The following is a 17,529-nucleotide window of genomic DNA, read 5'->3' on the forward strand; positions in this document are numbered from 1 at the left end:
ACGCCTCAAGCACCTTGCGATCTTTCCTCGAAAGGTGGACTTCTCTTGCTTCGGGTATCATCCCGACCTTGAATCACGACTCACGTTCCAAGAAAAGTGGGTACTAGCTCTTGTCCGGACCTCGCGGTTTCGGATGGAGTTATTGGCATGAATGATCGGTTCAAGGATAAAGTCGTCATCGTTACCGGCGCCGGCAGCGGCATCGGCGCCGCAGCCGCAAGGCGCTTTCACGGCGAAGGCGCCATTGTCGTGCTGAATGGGCGCCGGGAGGTCAAGCTGGCTGAAGTCGCTGCCGAACTCGGCACCGATCGCTGCATGATCTGGCCCGGCGACGTCTCGATCGCCGCAGACGTCGAGCGCCTGGTCGCCGACGTGGTCCGGCAATTCGGCAGGATCGACATCCTCGTCAACAATGCCGGGACGGGTGCACTGATCGATTTCCTGGGCTCGCCGGTCCAGCTGTGGCGAGATCTCTTCGCGGTCAATGTCGACGGCGTCCTCTACATGACGCGCGCCGCGCTTCCGCACCTGATCGAAAGCGGCGGCTCGATCGTCAACGTGTCGTCTCTCAGCGGGCTCGGCGGCGATCGGGGCTTAAGCTTCTACAACGCCACGAAGGGGGCCGTCAGCAATCTCACACGCAGCCTGGCGCTCGACTTTGGCCCGAGAGGCGTGCGCATCAATGCGGTGTGCCCATCATTGACCCTCACCGACCTGACGACGCCGATCATGGAGCAATATCCGGAATTGTTCGCGAAGCTGGTGGAACGTATCCCCCTGGGGCGCGGAGCCCGGTCCGAGGAAGTCGCGAGCGTCATCGCATTTCTCGCAAGCGACGACGCCAGCTTCGTGAATGGGGTGAATCTGCCAGTCGACGGCGGCGTCGACGCATCGACCGGGCAGGCCCCCTTCGCGTAGCGCGGTTAGGTTTGCGAGAGCACCCGTGCAGCAGCCTGGGTCCCGGCTCTGCGCCGCAACGCCTACGCGTTGCAGCTTGTCCGGGACACGAGAGAGGGCGCGGTGATTCACCTTGCTCCGTCATTGCGAGCCAACGGGTCCGCGCAAAGCGCGGCCCGATGACAGGCTCCGCGAAGCAATCCAGCATCTCTCCGCGGAAAGACTCTGGATTGCTTCGCTGCGCTCGCAATGACCACCGAGAGAGTGTGCCTGTACTCTCCTTTCGTGCCCCGGACGCAGCGCAGCGTCGCTTCGACGGTGCGCTGCAGAGCCGGGGCCCATGTTGCGAATGAGGTTGTGGCTCCTGGGTCCCGGATCTGCGCTTCGCTTGTCCGGGACACGAGAGTGAGTACGCTGCGCCCCTTACGAGAAGAATGCGATCTTCTCGGCCTGGGTCATGCGGCGGATTGGCGCCATGGGGTCGTTGGCCGCCGCGCGGGGCTTTTGCAGGATGCCGCTGGCGAGGATGGTGGCCCCGAGCGAGGGCTCGGGCAAGGAGGCGGACAAGGGTGAGGGCATCGGAAGCGTCGCGGTCGGCGCCGCACCGAATGTCGCCGCGGCCGCCATGGCCGGGGCCGGCTGCTCCATCACCTCGGCGGCGGCCTCCGCAATGGCGTCTGTGAGGCGCGCAAGCGAGTCCATCGCGATCGGCGCGTCTTCGACGGGCTCCTCCGCGACTGCGGTGGCGGCCGGCTCGGCTGCGACCGGCTCGGGAAGCTCTGCGGCAATCGGGGCTGCGACCTCCGCGGCCATCGGCTCCGGAATGGCCGCTTCCATCTCGACCGGTTCGGTGATCTCGTCGAACTCCGGATCGGGCGCGGCCATTTCCAGCGCGATGGCATCGAGTATGGCTTCGTCCTCGGCTTCCGCGGCGGCATCGAGCGAGACCCCGTCAGTCACCTCGGTGAAGGCGGCGGCCTCTGCGACCTCCTCTTCGGGGCCGACGTGATGGCCGGCGACGAGCTCCGGCTCGGTGGCGACGTCGATCGCTTCCTCGCCAACGGCGCGTGCTTCGGCGGCGCTGGCCTCGACCGCTGCTTCGGGCGCGAGAGTCGCTGCGATATCCTGCGGCGCCTCCGTAAAAGCCACGAGTGCTTCAGTGGCCATCGCGGCAGGCACAGCCTCTGCGACGGACGCTTCCTGCACCGGCGCAGGCGCGGGATTCACCGCCGCTTGCGGCGCTGTGTCGCCGTCACCATCGAGCTGCTCGACCCGATCCCTGAGCAGATCGAATGCGGCCTTGAGCTCGACGCGGGGGTCGACGGTCGATAGCTGCCCGCAAGCCGCCTCGATGGAGGCGAGCTGCGAATCAATGAGATCGCAGATTCGCCCGTCGGCGCCGATCTCGCGCCAGCGCCAAGAGATCTCCTTGATGATGCGCACGCCGCGCGGAATCGGCGCGAGGCTGGCCTCGATCGCCGCGGGATCGAAGGCGGCAATCGCGATGGTCTCGGCTTCGCGGATGGCGCGGCGGATCTCGACCAGCGCCTCGGGCAGGCGATCCTCGACGACCGGTTGTCGCTGTGCCGCAAGGGTTTCTTCGATTTTCGCGACCGCATCGAGCACCATGCGGGTATCCGCATTGCGGTTGCGCTTGGCATATTCGCCGAGGAACCAGCGGCCGCGCGCGGTCTCCATGAAGGCTTCGCGGATCGCGTCGTAATCCTGCTCGTTCGGCTCGGCCGCACGGGCAGACATAGGCGAGAGGGCGAATGCTTCGTTGGCCATGACAATCTCGTCGCGCAAATCACTACGCGTTACTGTAACGATCACCACGATATCGACCGAATCGCAATTGGTTTGATGGCAGGCGAATCACAAATCCCCACGCAAGCCGCCGTGAAGCGGCGATTCGCCGTGAGTCTCGCGCTGTTCTATTCAGCCGTGTTCGCGGTCTCGGGCACGCATCTGCCGTTCTTTCCGGTCTGGCTGAAGGCGATCGGCATCGACGCAAGCTGGATCGGCCTCATCAACGCGCTGCCGGCGATCACGCGCTTCACCACGCTGCCGCAGATCACCGCACTTGCCGAAAGGCGACATGCCATTCGCGCCGGCATGATGGTCTCGGTGCTGGCGACTGCGATAGGGTTCACGGCGGTCGGCCTGCAGCAGCAGCCGCTGACGCTGTTCCTGATCTATGCGCTGACCTGTATGATGTGGACGCCGACGACCCCGCTGACCGATGCCTATGCGCTGCGCGGCGTCGCCCGCTACGGGCTCGACTACGGACCGTTGCGGCTGTGGGGGTCGGCGGCCTTCGCCGCGGGCTCGCTCGCCTGCGGCTTTCTCGTCGACCACATCGCGGCGCGCGATCTGATCTGGATCATCGTCGCGTGGGCCGTCGTTGCGGTCGCCGCCAGCCTGCTGCTCCAGCCGCTCGACGATGTCAGGCGCAGGACGACGGAGACGCATGCCGGCAAGGCCTTGCTGCGCGATGGCGGCTTCTGGGCCGTCATCGCGTCGGCCGCGCTGATCCAGGGCAGCCACGTCGCCTATTACACGTTCTCGGCCATCAACTGGCAGCTCCATGGCTTCGGCGGGCTGACGATCGCGGGCCTCTGGACGTTGGGTGTGATCGCCGAGATCGTCGTGTTCGCGCTGTCGCCGCGGTTCTCGCTGCATCCGTCCACGCTGATCGCGATCGGCGGCGTGAGCGCCGTGGTGCGCTGGATCGTCACCGCGCAGGAGCCGCCGCTGGCGCTGCTCGTGATCGTGCAGCTCGGCCACGGCCTCACCTTCGGCATGACCATCGTCGGCACCATGAACCTGCTGGTGCAGCGCGTGCCATCGCATCAGATCGCGCGGGGGCAGGGCTATTACGCCGCGTGCAACGGGCTGTTGGGTGCAGCGACATCGATCGCGTCAGGTGCGATCTACGCCCGCATCGGCGACAGCTTGTACTACGTCATGGCCGCGATGGCCGCGGCCGGCGCGCTGGTGATCTGGTCGGCGCGGCATCGACTCAAGGCTCATCCCCAGAGCGCGGAGGCGGGCGGATAGACCAGGCTGTCGTCGTAGCGCAGCCCGTGATCGCGGTCGCGCGCCAGCAGCAGCGGGCCGTCGAGATCGACGAAGCGCGCCTGCGGCGTCACCAGTATTGCGGGGGCCATCGACAACGAGGTCGCGACCATGCAGCCGATCATGATCTCGAAACCGAGCGCCTGCGCCGCATCGGCCATCGCGAGCGCCTCGGTGAGCCCGCCGGTCTTGTCGAGCTTGATGTTCACGGCGTCGTAGCGCTCGCGGAGCGGCGCGAGCGAAGGGCGGTCATGCACGCTCTCGTCGGCGCAGACCGCGAGCGGCCGCTTGATCCGCGCCAGAGCGCCATCCTTACCAGCCGGCAGCGGCTGCTCGACCAGGGTGACGCCGACGGCATCGCAGGCGGCGAGATTCTGCTCCAGATTGGCCTCGGTCCAGGCCTCGTTGGCATCCACGATCAGCTCGGATTCGGGGGCGGCCTTCCGAACCGCCGCGATCCGCTCCGCATCGCCGTCGCCGCCGAGCTTGATCTTGAGCAGGGGGCGGTGCGCCGCCTTGGCGGTCGCCGCCGCCATGGCCTCGGGGGTGCCCAACGAAATCGTGAAGGCGGTGGTGCGCTCGCCCGGCACCGGGCGGTCCAGCAGGTTCCAGGCCCGCAGGCCGGTCGCCTTTGCCTCGAGGTCGATCAGGGCGCAATCCAGCGCGTTGCGGGCCGCTCCGGGCGGCATGGCGGCCTGCAGGGCCTCCCGCGAGAGGCCGCCGGCGACGGCCGCCTGCATGGCCTGGATGGCGGCAAGGGTCGCCTCGGGGGTCTCGCCATAGCGCGGATAGGGGACGCATTCGCCGCGGCCGGTGAGGCCGTTCCGGCTCACTTCGGCCACGACGGTCACGGCCTCGGTCTTGGCGCCCCGGCTGATGGTAAAACTGCCGGCGATCGGAAAGCGCTCGATTCGCGCGCGAAGTGCCGGAACTTTGCTGGAAGTCATTTTGAACTCTGGCGAAATCTGAACCTGCTAGTTACCTCTAGCAACTAACATTAACCAGTTGGGGATACCTTCTCCGGGTAAGGGCGTGTGCGCAACCATCTGATTCTACCCGTTTCTCGCGCCCCGGCACGGGAGCGGAGACCTTGAGCGGCGATCCGAAGCTGGAACGGATTGCCAAGGGCAATGCGCTGGCACTCTGCGCCACCGGAACCTGGACCGCGAGCTTCGCGCCGGTCCTGGAGCGGATGGTGGCTGACGCCGAAAAGCTTGCCGGCGGCTCGCAAAGCATCTTCATCGACGTCTCCGAGGTCGCCAAGCTCGACACGTTCGGCGCCTGGCTGATCGAACGGCTGCGCCGCAGCCTGACCCAGGGCGCCGTCGAGGCGCAGATCGCGGGGCTCTCCGCCAATTATTCGAGCCTCGTGGACGAGGTGCGGCGGGTCAGGGCGACGCCGGTCGTCGACAGCAGCGCGGTCACCATCACCGGCATGCTGGAGCAGATCGGCCGGGCCGTGGCCGGGGTCGCCGGCACGGTTGCGGGCCTCGTCGACATGCTCGGCGCGGTGCTCGCGGCGGGGTTTCGCGTCTTGATCCACCCGCGCTCGTTCCGCCTGACCTCGACCGTGCACCACATGGAGCAGGTCTGCTGGCGCGCGGTGCCGATCATCGTGCTGATCACGTTCCTGATCGGCTGCATCATCGCCCAGCAGGGCATTTTTCATTTCCGCAGGTTCGGCGCCGACATCTTCGTCGTCGACATGCTCGGCGTGCTGGTGCTGCGCGAGATCGGCGTCCTCCTGGTCGCGATCATGGTCGCGGGTCGCTCGGGCAGCGCCTACACGGCCGAGCTCGGCTCGATGAAGATGCGCGAGGAGATCGACGCGCTGCGCACGATGGGTTTCGACCCGATCGAGGTCCTGGTGCTGCCGCGCATGCTGGCGCTGGTGCTGGCGCTGCCGATCCTCGCCTTCCTCGGTGCCATGGCCGCGCTTTATGGCGGCGGCCTCGTCGCCTGGCTCTATGGCGGCGTCGATCCCGAAGCCTTCCTGCTGCGCCTGCGCGACGCCATCTCGATCGACCATTTCATCGTCGGCATCGTCAAAGCACCGGTGATGGCGGCCGTGATCGGCATCGTCGCCTGCGTCGAGGGGCTCGCCGTGCAGGGCAGCGCGGAATCGCTCGGACAGCACACCACGGCATCCGTGGTGAAGGGCATCTTCTTCGTCATCGTCATGGACGGCGTGTTCGCCATCTTCTTCGCCTCGATCGGGATGTGACGATGGCGCAAGAATCTCAAGACGCGATTCAAAATCCGATCATCCGCGTTCGCGACATCACCGTGCAGTTCGGCGCGACGCGCGTGCTCGACGGCCTCAACCTCGACGTCAAGCGCGGCGAAATCCTCGGCTTCGTCGGCCCATCCGGTGCCGGCAAGTCGGTGCTGACGCGCACCATCATCGGCCTCGTGCCGAAGGTCGCGGGCTCCATCGAGGTGTTCGGCGTCGACCTCGATTCCTCCAGCACCTCGCAGCGCCGCAGTGTCGAGCGCCGCTGGGGCGTGCTGTTTCAACAGGGCGCGTTGTTCTCCTCGTTGACCGTGCGGCAGAACATCCAGTTTCCGATGCGCGAATATCTCCGGGTCTCGCAGCGGCTGATGGACGAGATCACCCTGGCCAAGCTCACCATGGTCGGGCTCAAGCCGGAAGTCGCGGATCGCTTTCCCTCGGAACTGTCGGGCGGCATGATCAAGCGCGTGGCGCTGGCGCGCGCGCTGTCGCTCGATCCGGATCTCGTGTTCCTCGACGAGCCGACCTCGGGCCTCGACCCGATCGGCGCCGGCGATTTCGACGAGCTGGTCAGGACGCTCCAGCGTACTTTGGGCCTGACCGTTTTCATGGTAACGCACGACCTCGACAGCCTTTACACAGCCTGCGACCGCATCGCCGTTTTAGGGAACGGTAAGATCATTGCGGCAGGGTCGATCGCCGACATGCAGGCCTCGCAGCATCCCTGGCTGAGACAATATTTCCACGGCAAGCGCGCCCGTGCGGTGATGGGCTGAGGTGCCGGAGTAGCTGATGGAAACGCGGGCCAATTACGTACTGATCGGATCATTCACGCTGGCGGTGATCGCCGCGGCGATCGGCTTCGTGCTGTGGTTCCAGTCGCTGCACACCACCAAGCAGCGCAGCCCCCTGCGCGTCGTGTTCGAGGGCCCGGCGGCGGGCCTGCGCAACGGCGGCAGCGTCAACTTCAACGGTATCCGGGTAGGTGAGGTGGTCTCGGTGAAGCTCGACAACCCGCGGCGGGTTGTCGCACTCGCCATGGTCGAGAACAACACCCCGCTCCGCAAGGACACCCTGGTCGGCCTCGAATTCCAGGGCCTGACCGGCGTCGCCGCGATCTCGCTCAAGGGCGGCGAGGAGGCGGCACCTCCGCCGCCGCTCGATGAGGACGGCATCCCGTCGCTGACGGCCGATCCCAACAAGCTCCAGGACGTCACCGAGGCGATCCGCGGCACGCTCCAGAACATCAACAAGATCGTCGCGGACAATCAGGAGTCGGTGAAGAACTCGCTGAAGAACCTCGAGACCTTCACCAACTCGCTCGCCCGCAACTCCGAGAAGATCGACGGCGTGATGGCCAAGGTCGACGGCGTCATGCACAAGGCCGACAGCCTCATGCTCGGCCTCAACACGCTTGCCGGCGGCAAGGACGGCGGCGAGCTGTTCCAGGCGGTGAAGTCGATCCGCGAGCTGGCCGATGATTTCGACAAACGCTCCGGCGCATTGATGACCGACGGCCGCCGCACGCTCGGCGACATCAGCCGCGCCGTGAACAATTTCGACCGCAATCCGACCCGCGTGCTGTTCGGCGCCAGCAACAGCGCCCCGGCCGCCGCGCCGCCGCCGGCCGAACCGCCGAGGCAGGCGCCCGCCGCGAGCGGCAGGCGGCAGTAGGCGTTTAGTACACGGACCTCACCTCGTCATTGCGAGCGTAGCGAAGCAATCCAGATCGTCTCCGAGGAAGCAGTCTGGATTGCTTCGTCGCAAGAGCTCCTCGCAATGACGAGCTCAAACGAAAACGGAGGCCGTGAGGCCTCCGTTCTCATTCGCTATTCGTTGTCGCTACGGGCTGATCACCCGAGCCGACCCGCGGCGTGTGCGAGCAGGGTGTAGACCAGGCCCGTCTCCGAGGTCAGGTGGCTGCGCAGCTCCTGCGGACCACGGCCGTCGCGGGCGACTTCGTCGAGCAGACGCTCGAACTCGGCGACGTAGCGGTCGACCGTACCCTTGAAGTTGCGGTCGGCGCGGTACTTGCGGGCGACCTCGTCAAAGGCCTTCTGGCCGGCGGGCGTGTAGAGGCGCTTGGTGAAGGCCTTGTTCTCGCCGCGCTGGTAGCGGTCCCACATCTCGGCGGCGAGGTTGCGGTCCATCAGGCGGCCGATGTCGAGCGACAGCGACTCCAGCGGATTGCTGCCACCCTGCGGAGCCTGCGGCTGCGGCGCGGGTGTCGCGCGGCCACGCGGGGCCTCACGTCCGGTCGGAGCGCCCTGGTTGGCGTCCGTGCGGTTCAGGAGGTCCGACAGCCAGCCGTCGCGGCCCTGGTCGTTGCCTGCGGGCGCGACCGGCGGCGCTTCGGTGCGGCGCGAGGGGGCGGGCATGCCGAGGTCCGGCGGCGGCAGCGTCGAGGCGCTGCCGGTGTCGCGGCCGCGGGTCTCGGTGTTGCGCGTGCCGACGGCTGCCAGCAACGGCTCTTCCTGGCGCTGCGCGCTGGCGCGGCCCGTCGTGGAGACGTCGAGGCCACGGCCATGCTGGGCCACGATGCGGTTGAGCTCGGCGAGGGCCTCGATCTGGTCGACGATCACCTTGCGCATCTGCGCAGTGCTCTCGGCGGCCTCCTGCGGCATCTCGAGCACGCCGCGGCGCAGCTCGTTGCGGGTGGCTTCGAGCTCGTTGTGCATCTCGAACGCCATCTGCTTCATGCTGGAGACGAGGTTGGTGAACTTCTCGGTCGACTGCTTGAACATCGTATCCGCCTCGTCCGTGGTCTGGCGGTAGATGTCGTGCATGGCCTCGATGGTCTGGCGGTGCTCCTCCTCGGACGCCACGCGCACCGCCTCGAACTGGCGGGTGATCGCGGCGGAACCTGCGCCGGCGGTCTCCGCGACGACGCGGGCGATGTCGCGGGCACGCTCTTCGGCGGCGGCCAGCGATTCATCGAGCAGGCCGGTGAAGCGCGACAGACGCTGGTCGAGATCGGCCGTGCGCAGATCGATGGTCGTGACGAGCGATTCCAGCGCCTGCTTGCGTTCGGCGAGGGAAGCGGTGGTGTTCTTGTTGCTCACCTCGACGACCTGCGCGGCTTCGACCAGCGCCTTGCCGTGCGCGTCGAACTGGGTCGACAGCTCGCCGAGGTCCTGCAGCGCCCGCGTGGTCTTCGTGTTGAAGACGTTGAGCTGGTCTTCCAGGTTCTGCGTCGCAGCGCCGTTGCGCGAGGTGACGTCGTTCATGGCCGAGACGAAGTCGGCGACGCGCGTCACCAGCGCCCGCTCGAGCGAGTTGAGGTTGTCGTGCGCACCGGTCAGCACCTCCTGGAGCAGGATGTTGCCTTCGCGCAGACGCTCGAACAGGGCCACCGTGTCGGTACGCAGGATCTTGCTGGTCTCCTGCATCTCGGTGACGGCCGCAATCGAGACCTGGCGCGACTGGTCGATCGCCGAGCGCGAGGCCTGCTCGAGGTCCTTGAGCGACTTGCCGACCGCGCCGGTGGCCATCTCGCTCGCCGCGTTGATGGTGCGGGCGACTTCGGAGCCGTTGCCCATCATCGTCTGCGAGAACGCATGGCCGCGCGTCTCGATCGACTTCAACGCATCCGAGGTGACGCGGTCGATGTCGAGCGTGAGCTGGCTGGTCTTCGAGCCGATCGCATCGACCAGCGCGCCGCGCTTGGAGTCGATCATGTTCGACAGACGGTCGGCCTGCTGCTGCACGTAGGTGACGATCTCGTCGGTCTTGCCGGTCATGGCCTGGCCGAAGCTGCTGCTGGCGGCGAGCACCGAACGCTCGATGTCGGCCGAGCTCGACTTGACGCGCGAGCTTGCCTCGTTGGAGGCGTTGATCAGCGCGTTCTGGGCGTTGAGCGCGCTGGTCTGGATGTCGTTGGTGGCGTTGGTCGTGGCCGTGCTCAATGCGCGCTCGATCTCGGTCGAGATCGTGCGGATCTGGCTTGCGGCATCCGCCGACGTCGACGTCAGCGAGGTCTGTGCCTCGCGCGCGCTGTTGAGGATGGTCGAGGCGGTGTCGGCGCCGACCGAGGTCAGCGTGCGCTCGATGTCCGTGGTCAGCGACTTGATCTGGCTTGCCGCGTCCGTCGAGGCGGTGATCAGCGTGCCCTGGGCCTCGCGCACGCCGCTGGTGAGCGCCTCGATGGTGGCGCCGCCGGCGGTCGCCAGCGCGCGCTGCATCTCGGCCGCCAGCGAACGGACCTGGCTGGTCTGTTCGGCCGAGACGGAGAGCAGGGTGCTCTGGGCGTCGCGGGCGCTGGTCGTGATCGTCTCGGCGGTCGACTGGCCGACCTGCGAGAGCGACCGATGCACTTCGACCGCGAGCGACTTGACCTGGGTCGCCGCATCCGAGGACGCGTTGACGAGCGTGGTCTGGGCCTCGCGGGCGCCGGTCATGATGGTCTCGGCCGTCGAGGTGCCGGCCATCGAGAGCGAGCGCTGCACGTCCGAGGACAGCGCCTTGATCTGGTTGGCGGTCTCGGTCGAGGCCGCAATCAGCGCGCTCTGCGCATCGCGGGCGCCGGCGGTGATCGATTCCGCCGTGGTGGCGCCGGCCAGCGACAGCGAACGCTGCACGTCGGCGGTGAGCGTCTTGACGTGGTTGGCCGCGTCCGAAGACGCCGTGACGAGCGTGGTCTGCACCTCGCGGGCGCCGGCCAGGATCGAGGCCGCGGTGGCAGAACCGGCCGCCGACAGCGTGCGTTCGACGTCGACCGCGAGCCCCTTGATCTGGTTGGAGGCATCGCCCGAGGCCGCGACCAGGGTCGACTGCGCCTCGCGGGCGCTGCTCAGGATCGAGTTCGCAGCACCGGTGCCGACCGCGGTCAGCGCGCGCTCGACCTCGGTGGAAGTCATCTTGAGCTGGGCGTTGACGTCGGAGGAGACCGTCATCAGCGACTGCTGCGCGGTACGCGCACCGGTCTGGATCGTTTCGCTGGTGTTGACGACGAGGTTGGTGAGCGAGCGCTCGGCATCCTCGACATGCGAGCGGATCGCGGTCGAGATCATCTCGGCGCGGGACATCATGTCCTCGCTGGCCTGACGGCCGCTGCTTTCGATGCGGCCGGCGACGGCTTCGACGCGCGAGCCGAGCAGGTCCTCGAACTGCGCCACGCGCACGTCGATGTCGTTGGCGACCGAGCCGACCTTGGTCTCGATGGCCTGGTGGATGTCCTGGAAGCGCGCCGTGACCGTGTCGGTCAGGTGCGTGCTGCGGCCGTCGATCATCTCGGCGACGCCGGTGATGCGGCGGTCGACCGCCTCGATCGCCTGCGCGGTGCCGTCCGTGAGCGTCGAGGTCAGGAGGGTGAGGCGCGTGTCGATCGACTGCACGGCCTGCGAGGCGCCGTTCGTCACCGCAGTCGTCAGGTAGGTGAGGCGCGTGTCGATGGATTCGAGCGCCTGCGAGGCGCCGCCCGAGAGCGTCGTCGTGAGGTGCGTCAGCCGCGTATCGATCGACTGGATGGTCTGCGATGCGCCATCGGTGAGCGAGGTCGCGAGATAGTTGAGGCGCGTATCGATCGTCTCGATGGCCTGCGATGCGCCGTCAGTGAGCGACGTCGTGAGGTGGGTGAGGCGGGAGTCGATCGACTGGATCGCCTGCGCGGCACCGTCGGTCAGCGACGAGGCGAGGGTGTTGAGGCGTCCGTCGATGGTTTCGGTCACCGACTTGGCGCGGGTGTCGAACGACTGCTCGAGCGCGGCGACGCGGCCGACGAGCTGGTCGTCGAAGGTCTTGATGTGGCCTTCGATCGTGCCGTCGAGGCTGACGATCTTGTCGTTCAGCGAGGCGTCGAGGTTGGTGACACGTTCGCCGACCGTGGTCTCGAACTGCACCAGGCGCTGGTCGAGCACCGCCGTGATCGCCCCGCCGTTCGAGGTGAAGCGGGTATCGAAATTGTCGACATAGGTCTTCAGGCTCTCGGCGATGTCCTGGGTGCGCTGGCCCATGCGATCGACGATCTCACCGCCGAACGTCTTCACGGTGCGGTCGAACTCGGAGATGTGGCGGGTGATCAGCGCGCCGAGCGTGCCGGAGTCGCGGGCGAACCTCTCGACCAGCTCGGTGCCCTGGTTCTTCACCAGCTCGTCGAACGCGCTCATCTGCAGCGACAGCGAGTCGTGCGCGGTCTCGGTCTGGCTGACCACCTTGGCGACGAGCGTGTTGACGGTGGCGTCGAGCGCCTCGCTCGCCTTGTCGCCGGAGGTCATGATGTGGCCGGCGAGCCGGTTGCCGGCATCGTCGATCTTGGCGGAGAGGTCGTTGGAGCGCAGCTCGAGCTCGAGCAGCAGCGAGTCCGACGAATTCTTCAAGCTGTCATGCACCTGCTCGGTGCGCTCGGAGATGCCGTCGACGATAGCGGCGGAGCGCTGCTCGAACTCGCCGGTGATGCGGTCGATACGCTCGTTCAGCATCTCGTGGACGCGGTCGGCGAGGTCGACGAACTCGTCGTGGACATGGCCGGTCTTGAAGTTGAGGCTGGTGGTCAGCCGCTCGCTGGCGTCGAGCACGGCGCGCGTGGTCTCGTTGCTGGCCTCCTCGAGGCGGTCGAGCAGGTCGCCGCCGCGCTCGCCGAGTGCGAGGATCATGTTGTCGCCGGCGTTGCTCAGTGCGCCCGTGATGTGGGCGCCGCGTTCTTCCAGCGCGCCGGTGATGCTCTTGGCGACCTCGTCGACGCGCGAGGCGATCGCGTCCGAGATCAGCGCGATGTCGTGGCGCAGATCGATCTGCACGCCGGAGATGGCGCTGCGGACCTGCTCGGCCTGGCCGACCAGATTGTCGCGCTGGTGCGCGATGTCCTGGAGCAGGGAGCGGATGCGCACTTCGTTGTCGGAATAGGCGCGTTCGAGCGCCGCAACCTCGTTGGCGACCAGCGTCTCGAGCTCGCCGGCGCGCGCGATGGCGCGCTCGATGCCGTCGCCCATCGCCGCGACCTCGCGGCGGATGGCCTGGCCGACGGTGACCATGGAATCGGACGCCGAGCCCTCGGGCTCGGAGAAGCGGATCGCGACCTGCGCCATCGCCTGCGCGATCATGCGCATTTCCTGGCCGCGCCAGACCAGGCTCGCCAGGAAGTAGAACAGCATGATCGGCGCGAAGAACATCGCGATCAGGCCGGCGATGACGAGCACGCCGCCGCTCTGGCCCATGGCAGCCTGGATCGAGGGCAGGAAGCCGACGGTGAGCGCGGCGCAGGCTGCGAGCCAGACGCCGGCGAAGATGGTGGCGAAGGTGTAGACGCTGCGGGCAGGGCGGCCCTTCTGAAGCGCCTGGAGCAACTGGCCGATGGTCTCGCGGTCGTCGTTGGCGGCGCGGCGCGAGGTGCGCGGCTCCTCGATCGTATCGAACACCGTGGCGCGCTCGTTGGCGGCAGGACGCGGCTCGAAGGTCGGCTCGTCGAAGATCGGGGGAGCCGGCGGCCCCACCGGAGACGATGTTTCGTTGCGCATCGAGGCGTTGCGGCTGGTGTCCGCGGCCGTGTCGCTGATGTTCAGGGCTTCCTGGATCGCAGAAAGCGCAACTTCTGTCGGGTCTTTGACCTTTTTCGGAGTGTTCGCCATGTTCAGTCCGAGCCCTCGTTACTTGTACGCGTCCCCCCGCGAGCCCAGCGCGCTACGCAAGCCCACAGACCGGATCATGCCGCTTACGCGGATTCCCAGCCGTCCCCACCCGGACGGCTTGTCCGCCAATTTCCGCAACATCCTATTGGCAGAGCGTCGCGAATGAAATGCCCGGGATTAAGACAATCTTAATCATCGTTAACAGGATAGCGCCGTAACGCCTTAGCAATAAATGGAATTCTCCACCGGACTCGCCGGATTGCGGCAACTTTTCGTCAATAAACGGGCGGATTTGCGTAAAACGGCCCAAACACTTCGTTAACCATTTCCATGCTTCGGTGGGGGGAACTTGACCGCCGGATCGGCGGACATCGCGCGATGCCGGGGCCTGCGCCATGACGCCTGAACTGCAACGGATGGACTGGATGCCTTCGCCCCCGCTTGCACCCATCGACAGCCCGCTCGACCTCGATCACCTCTCGCGCATGACGCTCGGGGACACTGAACTGGAACAGGAAGTGCTCGCGATGTTCGCCGAGCAGGCGGTCCGCCTGATCGCGGCGATGGCAGCACTGCCGGCCGAGGCCGGCGCACTCGCCCACAAGCTCAAGGGCTCGGCGCGCGGAATCGGCGCCTTTGCGGTGGCCGATGCCGCGGCCAGCCTGGAGACCGCGGTCCGGACTGGCCATGGCCAGCCCCACGCCTTGGCCGCGTTGAAAGAGGCGGTGACCGAGGCTCGCGCCGCCATCGGGGCGATCCTGAAGCCCTAGGGCGACAAGGCGAGAAACCGCGCTCTAGTCTTTTGTTTTGACGCGTTTTCTTCCCGCGAAGCGGGATTCACGTCGTTTCAAAACCCTATGGCGCCGGGCGGATCGACCCGTTATAGGACAGCCCCGGACCCTCCTTCATTCGCAACATCGCGGCAGCACGAGCACACATGGCCAAGATTAACTTTGTCGACCACAAGGGCGAAACCCGTACGGTGGAAGTCGAGAACGGCGCGACCGTGATGGAAGCCGCCATCCGCAACAGCATTCCCGGCATCGAGGCCGAATGCGGCGGCGCCTGTGCCTGCGCAACCTGCCATGTCTATGTCGACGAAGCCTGGCGCGAGAAGGTCGGCAGCCCGACGCCGATGGAAGAGGACATGCTCGATTTCGGTTTCGACGTGCGCCCGAACTCGCGGCTGTCCTGCCAGATCAAGGTCTCCGACGAACTCGACGGGCTCGTCGTGGCGACGCCGGAACGGCAGGCCTGATCGTCCCTCACTATACTAGGCGCTCGGCGGCGCGACCTCGATACCGCGCTTGTGCCAGGGTCTGAGCTTCTCGATGATCTCAGCGATGAGCGGTGCAGGCCGCCGCGTCGCCTCGTCGAGCATGACGCCGACCGACATCGCCGATGCGATGCACTTTCCTTCCGAAAACACCACCTGTTCGAAGGTCACCGACGTCCGTCCCAGCTTGACCACGCCGAGGCCGAGCTCGATCGTGTTCGGCCAGTGCAGCTCGGCGCGGAAATGGATGTCGAGCCGCACCATGATCCAGGCGAGGCCCGGCGGCGTCAGCCCGTATTCCGGGCTCTTCATCAGCGTGACACGGCCGGTCTCGAAATAAGTGGCGTAGACCGCGTTGTTGACGTGCTGGTTCGGATCGAGATCGCCGAAGCGGACATTGTCGCCGAGACGATAGGGATAGTCCTCCAGGCGCGGCGTCGTATCGAGGCGGCTTGGTGCGTTCACCGATTGATCTCCGTCATATCGCATCCCGTTACAGCCCGGTTATCCTGGCCCGGCAAGTGGGCGCGGCCGCGGGGTGCTCCCGCTTTTATGCCTTCCCTGATCCATCCCCGTTGGCTAGACAGGCAGGGTCACTTCTGCCCCCGGGCGGCGTCCAACCGATAACGATCGATAAAGAGACGACATGAGCGACGTGATCAAAACCGATGTGCTGATTATTGGCGCCGGACCCTGTGGTCTGTTCGCCGCCTTCGAGCTTGGCCTTCTCGACATGAAGGCGCATTTCATCGACATCCTCGACAAGGTCGGCGGCCAGTGCGCCGAGCTCTATCCGGAAAAGCCGATTTACGACATTCCCGGCATTCCGCACGTTTCGGGGCAGGGCCTCACCGACGCGCTGATGGAGCAGATCAAGCCGTTCCATCCGACCTTCCATCTCGGCGAGATGGTGGAGACGGTGGAGAAGATCGGCGATCCCTTGTTTCGCTGCACCACCGACGCGGGCAAGGTGTTCGAATGCAAGGTGGTGGTGATCGCGGCCGGCGGCGGCTCGTTCCAGCCCAAGCGTCCGCCGGTGCCGGGCATCGAGGCCTATGAAGGCACGTCGGTGCACTACGCCGTGCGCAAGATGGAGACGTTCCGCGACAAGAGCGTTCTGATCGTCGGCGGCGGCGATTCCGCGCTCGACTGGACGCTCAATCTGCATCCGCTCGCCAAGCGCATCACGCTGCTGCACCGGCGCGACGATTTTCGCGCCGCGCCCCACAGCGTCGAGCAGATGCGCGCGCTGGTGGCCGACGGAAAGATGGATCTGCGGCTCGGACAGGTCACCGCGCTGTCCGGTACCGAAGGCAAGCTGACCGGCGCCACCGTCAAGGGCAACGACAACAGCGTGAGCGAAGTTTCCTGCGACACCATGCTGCCGTTCTTCGGGCTGACCATGAAGCTCGGTCCGGTCGCGAACTGGGGCATCGCGCTGGAGAACAATCTGGTGCCGGTCGAGACGTCCGCGTTCGAGACCAACGTATCCGGCATCTTCGCGATCGGCGACATCAACACCTATCCCGGCAAGCTCAAGCTGATCCTGTGCGGCTTCCACGAGGGCGCACTGATGGCGCAAAAAGCCCATCGCTACGTCTATCCGGAGAAGCGGCTCGTGTTCCAGTACACGACCTCGTCCTCCAGTCTGCAAAAGAAGCTCGGTGTCAACTGACGGCACCGGGTTCGGCAGGCAATGCCCCATGTTTCTGGTGCTGGAACCGTTCGCGAAATCGCCGTAGTCTGCGGCCATTGCAGTGGCGGCTTAGCAAGGTGATCATAATGCGGACTCTCTTTTCCAGCTTTCGGCTGCTCTCGCTCCTCGCGCTCGCTGTTGCGCTGACGCTTGGCGCGGTTGGGCCGGTAGCCGCACAGGCGCAGCAGCCAACCGCCGCGGGTCTTTGGCAGAAGATCGAGGACGGCAAGACGGTGGGATGGTTTCTCTTCGTCGACCACAACGGCATCTTCGAAGGCGTAATCGCAAAAACCTTTCCGCGCCCCGGCGACGACCCGAACGAGGTCTGTGCGAAATGCACGGATGATCGCAAGAACGCGCCGGTGCTCGGGCTCTCCTTCATCCGCGACATGAAGCGCGACGGCCTGAAGTATGACGGCGGCAACGTGGTCAATCCGCGCGACGGCAACATCTGGAAGGCCAAGATGTCGGTCAGCGCGGACGGGCAGACGCTGACCATGCGCGGCTTCCTCGGCATCTCCCTGTTTGGGAAGGACGAGACCTGGACGCGTCTTCCCGACGCCTACATCGCCCAGGTCGATCCTGCCATCGTCGCCAAATATCTTCCGGCACAGGCGACCGCCGCGACGACGAAGCCTGCGCCCGCGCCTGCGGCGAAGAAGGGCGGCGCGATGATGGCGCCGGCGCCGAAGCAGTAGGTCGCCGTCGGCCGTTGTTGCCGTCACGGCTGTTGCCTCACACGCCACTGTCATTCCCCGCGAAGGCGGGGAATCCAGTACGCCGCGGC

Annotated in this window: 13 protein-coding genes; 9 read left to right on the forward strand and 4 right to left on the reverse strand. The window is 66.4% G+C overall.

Features of this window, described 5'->3' with window-relative positions; all coding sequences use genetic code 11:
- Positions 1-147: 147 nt before the first annotated feature.
- Positions 148-918 carry an SDR family oxidoreductase gene (locus tag QJT78_RS33960; protein WP_038944314.1) on the forward strand — a complete coding sequence of 257 codons (771 nt, stop codon included), beginning with the start codon at positions 148-150 and terminating at the stop codon, positions 916-918.
- 402 nt (positions 919-1,320) lie between these two features.
- Here the strand turns inward: QJT78_RS33960 and QJT78_RS33965 are convergent, their stop codons facing one another.
- On the reverse strand, positions 1,321-2,685 hold the full coding sequence (locus tag QJT78_RS33965; RefSeq protein ID WP_028153333.1) for a hypothetical protein: 1,365 nt from the start codon (positions 2,683-2,685) through the stop codon (positions 1,321-1,323).
- Positions 2,686-2,760: 75 nt separating this feature from the next.
- Here QJT78_RS33965 and QJT78_RS33970 point away from each other — a divergent pair, with 75 nt between their 5' ends.
- Complete coding sequence (locus QJT78_RS33970) at positions 2,761-3,957, forward strand: major facilitator superfamily domain-containing protein 6 (RefSeq protein ID WP_038976205.1); 1,197 nt, start codon at positions 2,761-2,763, stop codon at positions 3,955-3,957.
- Here QJT78_RS33970 and dgcA read toward each other — a convergent pair.
- Complete coding sequence (gene dgcA / locus QJT78_RS33975; RefSeq protein ID WP_028153331.1) at positions 3,927-4,922, reverse strand: N-acetyl-D-Glu racemase DgcA; 996 nt, start codon at positions 4,920-4,922, stop codon at positions 3,927-3,929. The genes QJT78_RS33970 and dgcA overlap by 31 nt on opposite strands.
- Before the next feature lie 143 nt (positions 4,923-5,065).
- Here dgcA and QJT78_RS33980 point away from each other — a divergent pair, with 143 nt between their 5' ends.
- Genes QJT78_RS33980 through QJT78_RS33990 form a run of 3 tightly spaced genes read left to right on the forward strand, consistent with a single transcriptional unit; the run spans position 5,066 to position 7,882 of the window.
- Positions 5,066-6,199: an ABC transporter permease gene (locus tag QJT78_RS33980; protein ID WP_038944308.1), complete on the forward strand. Its 1,134-nt coding sequence runs from the start codon at positions 5,066-5,068 to the stop codon at positions 6,197-6,199.
- A gap of 2 nt (positions 6,200-6,201) precedes the next feature.
- Positions 6,202-6,984, forward strand: coding sequence for an ABC transporter ATP-binding protein (locus QJT78_RS33985; protein ID WP_028153329.1), 783 nt, complete (start codon positions 6,202-6,204; stop codon positions 6,982-6,984).
- A 16-nt stretch (positions 6,985-7,000) separates the two neighbouring features.
- Complete coding sequence (locus QJT78_RS33990) at positions 7,001-7,882, forward strand: MlaD family protein (RefSeq protein WP_028153328.1); 882 nt, start codon at positions 7,001-7,003, stop codon at positions 7,880-7,882.
- A gap of 179 nt (positions 7,883-8,061) precedes the next feature.
- On the opposite strand, the gene QJT78_RS33995 is transcribed toward QJT78_RS33990, so the two are convergent.
- Positions 8,062-13,770, reverse strand: coding sequence for a negative regulator of septation ring formation (locus tag QJT78_RS33995; protein ID WP_028148563.1), 5,709 nt, complete (start codon positions 13,768-13,770; stop codon positions 8,062-8,064).
- A gap of 395 nt (positions 13,771-14,165) precedes the next feature.
- Here QJT78_RS33995 and QJT78_RS34000 point away from each other — a divergent pair, with 395 nt between their 5' ends.
- Together QJT78_RS34000 and QJT78_RS34005 are read left to right on the forward strand one after the other, a co-directional pair.
- The gene (locus QJT78_RS34000) at positions 14,166-14,540 is read left to right on the forward strand and encodes an Hpt domain-containing protein (RefSeq protein ID WP_028148562.1); all 375 of its coding nucleotides are present in this window, start codon (positions 14,166-14,168) and stop codon (positions 14,538-14,540) included.
- A gap of 167 nt (positions 14,541-14,707) precedes the next feature.
- On the forward strand, positions 14,708-15,028 hold the full coding sequence (locus QJT78_RS34005) for a 2Fe-2S iron-sulfur cluster-binding protein (RefSeq protein ID WP_014493954.1): 321 nt from the start codon (positions 14,708-14,710) through the stop codon (positions 15,026-15,028).
- Positions 15,029-15,043: 15 nt separating this feature from the next.
- Here the strand turns inward: QJT78_RS34005 and QJT78_RS34010 are convergent, their stop codons facing one another.
- Positions 15,044-15,511: a thioesterase family protein gene (locus QJT78_RS34010; protein ID WP_038944303.1), complete on the reverse strand. Its 468-nt coding sequence runs from the start codon at positions 15,509-15,511 to the stop codon at positions 15,044-15,046.
- Between the two features lie 181 nt (positions 15,512-15,692).
- On the opposite strand from QJT78_RS34010, the gene QJT78_RS34015 reads away from it, so the two are divergent.
- Both QJT78_RS34015 and QJT78_RS34020 read left to right on the forward strand, forming a co-directional pair.
- Entirely contained in the window at positions 15,693-16,721 is a 1,029-nt protein-coding gene (locus tag QJT78_RS34015; RefSeq protein WP_028148560.1) for an NAD(P)/FAD-dependent oxidoreductase, read from the forward strand.
- A 107-nt stretch (positions 16,722-16,828) separates the two neighbouring features.
- A complete protein-coding gene (locus QJT78_RS34020) occupies positions 16,829-17,440 on the forward strand; it encodes a DUF2147 domain-containing protein (protein WP_028148559.1) in 612 nt (203 codons plus the stop codon).
- Positions 17,441-17,529 lie beyond the last annotated feature (89 nt).

It is taken from the genome of Bradyrhizobium sp. Mp27 (assembly GCF_029953005.1).
Lineage (GTDB): Bacteria > Pseudomonadota > Alphaproteobacteria > Rhizobiales > Xanthobacteraceae > Bradyrhizobium > Bradyrhizobium barranii.